Consider the following 4,225-nt stretch of genomic DNA (forward strand, 5'->3'; position numbering starts at 1 on the left):
GCGCGGACGGCTGCGGTGGAGCGGCCGGGGTCGCGGGGGCGGCCGCCGGGGGCGTGTACGCGGGCGCGGGCGGGCTGTACGAGCCGTAGGAGGAGGCCGCGGCGGGGGCGGGTCCGCCGCCGCCGACCACGGCGTCGATCTTCCAGTGGACCTGGAACTGCTCGGCGAGGACCGCCTTGAGCACGTCCTCGCTCCCGCTGCTGGAGAAGTTGTCCCGGGCTCCGGGGTTGGGGAAGCCGAGCTGGAGGGTGGTCCCGTCGAACCCGGTGACCTGCGCGTTCTGGCTGAGCAGGATCCAGGTGAAGCGCCGCCGGTCGCCCCGGAGGACGACGTTCCGGAGGACGACGACCCGGACCTGGTCGAGAGCGCCCTCAGCGGGCACGACCTGATCGTGCGCGAGCTCGGAGCCACGGTGGTGGAGGAATATACGAACGAGTAGGGCCACGTCATTGGGGTGCCCGCACGAAGATCGCCCGCAGGTGAGGACTAGGCTGAGGCCCGTGAAGGTCCTCGTCATCGGCGGCGGCGCCCGCGAACACGCCCTGTGCCGCTCTCTGTCCCTCGACCCCGACGTCACCGCCCTCTACTGCGCCCCCGGCAACGCGGGGATCGCGGAGGTGGCCGAACTGCGCGAGGTCGACGCGCTCGACGGCGACGCCGTCGCGGCGCTGGCCACCGAGCTCGGCGCCGAGCTGGTCGTCGTAGGCCCCGAGGCGCCGCTGGTCGCCGGGGTCGCCGACGCCGTGCGCGCGGCCGGCGTCCCCGTCTTCGGCCCCTCCCGCGAGGCGGCCCTGCTGGAGGGCTCCAAGGCCTTCGCCAAGGACGTGATGGCCGCGGCCGGCGTCCCGACGGCCCGCTCGTACGTGTGCACCACCCCCGAGGAGGTCGACGACGCCCTGGACGCCTTCGGCGCGCCCTACGTCGTCAAGGACGACGGTCTGGCCGCCGGCAAGGGCGTCGTGGTCACCGAGGACCGGGAGGCGGCCCGCGAGCACGCCCGCGGCTGCGACCGGGTGGTGATCGAGGAGTACCTCGACGGCCCCGAGGTCTCCCTCTTCGCGATCACCGACGGCGTCACCGTCCTGCCGCTCCAGCCCGCGCAGGACTTCAAGCGCGCGCTCGACGGCGACGAGGGCCCCAACACCGGCGGCATGGGCGCGTACTCGCCGCTGCCGTGGGCCGACCCCAAGCTGGTCGACGAGGTCATGGCCACCGTGCTCCAGCCGACCGTGGACGAGCTGCGCCACCGCGGCACGCCGTTCTCCGGGCTGCTCTACGCCGGTCTGGCGATCACCGGCCGCGGCGTGCGGGTCATCGAGTTCAACGCGCGCTTCGGCGACCCGGAGACCCAGGTCGTCCTCGCCCGGCTGCGCACCCCGCTGGCGGGCGTCCTGCTGAACGCCGCCAACGGCACCCTCGACCTCCAGGCCCCGCTGAACTGGCACGACGACGCCGCCGTCACCGTGGTCGTGGCCTCCGCGAACTACCCCGGCACGCCGCGCACCGGCGACCCGATCGAGGGCCTGGACGAGGTCGCGGCCGAGGACGGCCCGGAGGCGTACGTGCTGCACGCCGGGACCCGGCGCGAGGGCGACCGCGTCGTCAGCGCGGGGGGACGGGTGCTGTCGGTGACGGCGACCGGTTCCGACCTGGCGCAGGCCCGGGAGCGGGCGTATAAGGCGGTCGGGCGCATCCGGCTGGCGGGTTCCCAGCACCGTACGGACATTGCGGCGAAGGCGGCGGAGGGCCGCTGAGGCACCACCGGTAGCGGTACCGCACGGTCGCGGGCCCGGAGCGCGGACGACGCGCCCGGGCCCGCGCGCGTGCATGCGGCAGGCCGCGTTCGAACGCACCCAGCTTTACCCAAAGCCATTCCATCGGGTGATCGATGCCTTGACCGCCTGACGCCCGGGAATGCCCCAACTATGGTGCGGCGCAAGCATTCCGGCACTTGGCCCACCGGCATTGCGATGTCAGTGGCGGGTGTCACAGTGGGGGAGTGAGCAAAGCCGCCGCAGGGCAGAGGGGGTGAGGTCCGGTCGTGTCCGGAACCGTTTCGAACATCGAGGTGGGCGCGCTGGCCGCGCGCTCGCGGGCCCTCGCCGTGCTGCGGGTCCGCAGCACGGCGCTGGCCGTGGTGCTGCTGCCCGCCGCCCTCGCGGTGGTGCTGGTCTCCGCCCGGATGACGGGGCGGCTCTCGGGCGATCCGTGGCCGCTGGTGGTCCTCGGCGTCTGCGTGGCCGCCGTGCTGGTGCTGCTCGTCGGCGGGATCTTCGCCGCGGTGGTGCTGCGGGCGCGGCCGGCGGTGACGCCGACGGTGCCGCTGCCGGAGGAGGCCGCCCCGGACCTGTACCGGATGGTGCGGGACCTGGCCGACCGGCTGGAGGTGCCGCCGCCCTCGGCGATAGCGCTCACGCCGGACTGCGACAGCTGGCTGGAGGACCGGACGCACGCGGCGCACCGGCGCCGGAGCATATCCGGCGGGTCCGCCGCCTCCCCGGGCACCGCGCGGGACGCGGCTCCGGTGCTGGTCATCGGCTCCCCGTTCCTGTGGTGGATGCGGGTCGCCGAGCTACGGGCCGTCCTCGCGCCCGTCGTCGCCGGCACGGGCCCGTCCGCGCAGCCCGACATAGCCGACGCCCGGCGCTTCGTCCGCGGCCTGGACGCCGCGGTGGACGTGGGCAACGGGCGAGGGCTGGGCTGGATCGCCGGCGCCGCACGGCTGCTGCTGCGGCTGTGCGGGGCGCACGCCGCCGAGATGGAGCGCGGTGTCGCCGCGGCCGCCTCGGAGCGGGCCCAGAGCGTGGACTACGGGCTGCGGATCGTCGCCCAGGAGCAGGTCGGGCTGGCCTACGCCGGCTGGGACCGGCTGCTGACCCGGGTGGCGCTGCCCGCGTGGCGGATGGGCCGCTGGCCGGCCCACCTGGACGCGGGCGTGGTCTCCGCGCTGACCGAGCTGTCCCGTCGTGACCGCCTGGCCGAGGGGTTCACCTCCCGCCTGGGCGAGCGTCCCGCGTGCGACCTCCTGGAGGAGCCGGGGACGGTGGACGAGGCGGCCTCGCTGCTCGCTGCCCGGCTGTTCCACGGGGGGCCGGCCGAGGCCGGCCCCGACTGGGCGCCCGTGTCCTGGGCGGCGTACCCGGAGGAGGTCGTGGACCGCACGTGGCGGGCGGAGGCCGCCCGGCTGCACCGGGCGCTCGACGCCCTGGCCGTGCCGGGCCACCCCGCCGACCCCCAGCAGGCGGCCCAGGGCCGTCCCCCGCACGACCCGGGCCCGGCCACCCGGCCCGCCGCCCCGGCCCCGGTCCGTACGGCAGGCCCCGGCCTGGCCGCCGGTGCCGCCCGGGCCGGGCGGGCCGCCGGGGGAGCCGCTCCGGCGGCGGTGGTCGCCGGCCGGGCGGACGATCCGGCGGCCGCGCTCGGCGGGCCCACGCTGGAGCGGGTCCTGGTCTACCTGGCCCAGGGCGACGCCGCGGCCGGCGAGGCGCTGGCCGGCCGGCTCAGCGGGGACCTGGCCCGCGCGGAGCGCGCTGCCGGGGCCGGGGCGGCGAAGGCGCGCGGCGCCGATGCCGTGCCGCTGTTCCCCCTCCAGCCGCCCCGCAGCGGCCGGGACCTGCTGGCCGACCACGTCACGGCGCTGGTCTGCTGCGCCGCCGTGGACTCCGCGGGCGCCGAGCCGGGCCTGGACTGGCTCGACGGCCCGGTCCTGCTGGTCGGCGGCGAACGCAGCGCCGACCTGGGCCCGCGGGTCCTGTCCCTGGTCGAGGACGGCGACCCGGCCCCCCTGCGCGACTGGCTCTCGGCCCTGGGCGTCCGCCCGGAGAAGCCGATCCGCCTGGTCTGACCGGGCGGACCCGGCCCGCCTGCCCCGGCCGGCTCCGGCCGGGGCAGGCCCCGGAGCCGAACCGGCCCGACCGGCCGCAGCCGAGCTGGCCCGACCGGCCGCAGCCGAGCCCGGCCCGGCAGGCCCCGCAGCCGAGCCCGGCCCGATCGGCCCCGCAGCCGAGCCCGGTCCGGCCGGCCCCGCAGCCGAGCCCGGCCCGATCGGCCCCGCCTGCCGCGGCCGGTTTGCCTGGCCCGCCTGCCGGGGCGGCAGCCGGCCTGGCGCGCCTGCCGGGGCAGCCGGCCGGGCGCCGCCGCCCCGCCGCGGGGCGCGCCCCGGCCGGGTCCGCCCGCCGCCTGGCCCGCCTGTCGCGGCGGGTCGGCGGCGCCAGGCCGGCTGCCC

The 4,225-nt window shown here is 77.8% G+C and carries 3 protein-coding genes and 1 pseudogene; 3 read left to right on the forward strand and 1 reads right to left on the reverse strand.

Features of this window, described 5'->3' with window-relative positions; all coding sequences use genetic code 11:
- On the reverse strand, window positions 1-184 hold a 184-nt coding region (locus tag EF918_RS39230), incomplete at its 3' end, for a hypothetical protein (protein ID WP_312847888.1).
- A gap of 123 nt (window positions 185-307) precedes the next feature.
- On the opposite strand from EF918_RS39230, the pseudogene EF918_RS38770 reads away from it, so the two are divergent.
- The 3 genes and pseudogenes from EF918_RS38770 to EF918_RS33255 all read left to right on the forward strand — a co-directional run.
- Window positions 308-439: pseudogene (locus EF918_RS38770) on the forward strand (DNA polymerase III subunit gamma/tau); the annotation flags it as partial.
- A 61-nt stretch (window positions 440-500) separates the two neighbouring features.
- The gene (gene purD, locus EF918_RS33250) at window positions 501-1,754 is read left to right on the forward strand and encodes a phosphoribosylamine--glycine ligase (RefSeq protein ID WP_125652619.1); all 1,254 of its coding nucleotides are present in this window, start codon (window positions 501-503) and stop codon (window positions 1,752-1,754) included.
- Between the two features lie 287 nt (window positions 1,755-2,041).
- Window positions 2,042-3,844, forward strand: a complete 1,803-nt coding sequence (locus tag EF918_RS33255) for a hypothetical protein (RefSeq protein WP_125652620.1) — start codon at window positions 2,042-2,044, stop codon at window positions 3,842-3,844.
- Window positions 3,845-4,225: the final 381 nt, after the last annotated feature.

The sequence above is a fragment of the Streptomyces sp. WAC06614 genome, assembly GCF_003949795.1.
Taxonomy (GTDB): domain Bacteria; phylum Actinomycetota; class Actinomycetes; order Streptomycetales; family Streptomycetaceae; genus Streptomyces.